This window comes from Komagataeibacter swingsii, assembly GCF_003207895.1.
Classification (GTDB): Bacteria; Pseudomonadota; Alphaproteobacteria; order Acetobacterales; family Acetobacteraceae; genus Komagataeibacter; species Komagataeibacter swingsii.
The window spans coordinates 1-1,156 of record NZ_NKUB01000086.1 but is presented as its reverse complement, the minus strand read 5'-3'; the positions used below and the strand labels follow the sequence as shown (position 1 = coordinate 1,156).

The window sequence follows — 1,156 nt, the reverse complement described above, 5'->3', positions numbered from 1 at the left end:
TGTATCCTTCATCTGCCGTCCTTTCGCGCAGTCGTTTCTTCCAACGACCATTCTGGCACATTGCGATGCCGTGCGGGGAGGACGGCAACCACCCCATCTCACACTTGAGGCAATTTCAGGTCATTTTGTAGAGTTCAGTCATCCCACAGGAGCCCGATCTGGAATATTGACGATATTCTGCTTCTGGCGGCGGGTTCTGAACGCAGTGAGGGTGTCACGGCCTGAGAAGGCAGTGTTGGTGGAAGCTATGTGGTCTGTGCACTGTCTGTTTCTTCAGATGGCCTGCCGGAGCCTTCGCAATCGTGCATGAGCGAGGGCGAATTCATGCTGACAGGGGAACATGTCCGGCATGGACAGGACAATCCGACGGACGCTGAGCGTTACACGTGTCGCGATTTTGAGCAGTCGTGCGCGTATGGTGCCACAGGTCGCCGTCTCCAGGCTGGTCTGGCCAAGGGCCAGTCTTTGCAGAGCGGTCAGCAGGACATAGGCTGCGGCCGAGAACCACAGCCGGAGCTGGTTGGCCCGGATGGTGTGGGACGAGGTCCTGTCTGAGAACAGATCCATCTGGCATTCCTTGATGCGGTTTTCCATATCCCCGCGTGCGCAGTAAATCTGTTCGTAGAGATGGCGGGGGTCGGACAGAGGTGATGTTGTGGACGGCCCCCGCACGAAATGTGCGAGGATGAAATCGTCACCGTCTACAACGCATGGAGCCACCTATGGGAACGATTTCGACGATTGGCCTCGACCTGGCCAAGAATGTTTTTCAGGTGCATGGGATCGATAGTCTTGGGAACATTCTCGTACGCCGTCGCTTACGGCGCGGTGAAGTTCTCCGGTTTTTTGAAACACTCCCGCCATGCCTGGTCGGTATGGAAGCGTGTGGCACGTCGCATTACTGGGCGCGCTCGATTGCGGCTATCGGACATACGGTCAAGATGATGCCGCCGGTCTATGTGAAGCCCTACGTCAAGCGGGGTAAAACTGATGCCGCTGACGCCGAGGCGATCTGCGAGGCGGTGACCCGCCCGACGATGCGCTTCGTGCCAGTCAAGTCACCGGCTCAGCAGGCAGCGTTGCTTCAGCACAAGACGAGGGATTTGCTGGTGCGTCAAAGAACCATGCAGGTCAATGCCCTGCGGGGGCACCTTGC

Annotated in this window: 1 protein-coding gene and 1 pseudogene; one reads left to right on the top strand and one right to left on the bottom strand. The window is 57.8% G+C overall.

The window, feature by feature from the left end; genetic code table 11:
* Positions 1–273: 273 nt before the first annotated feature.
* Positions 274–657, bottom strand: a pseudogene (locus CFR76_RS17415) (transposase); the annotation flags it as partial.
* 65 nt (positions 658–722) lie between these two features.
* Here CFR76_RS17415 and CFR76_RS17410 point away from each other — a divergent pair.
* On the top strand, positions 723–1,156 hold a 434-nt coding region (locus CFR76_RS17410), incomplete at its 3' end, for an IS110 family RNA-guided transposase (protein WP_110557946.1).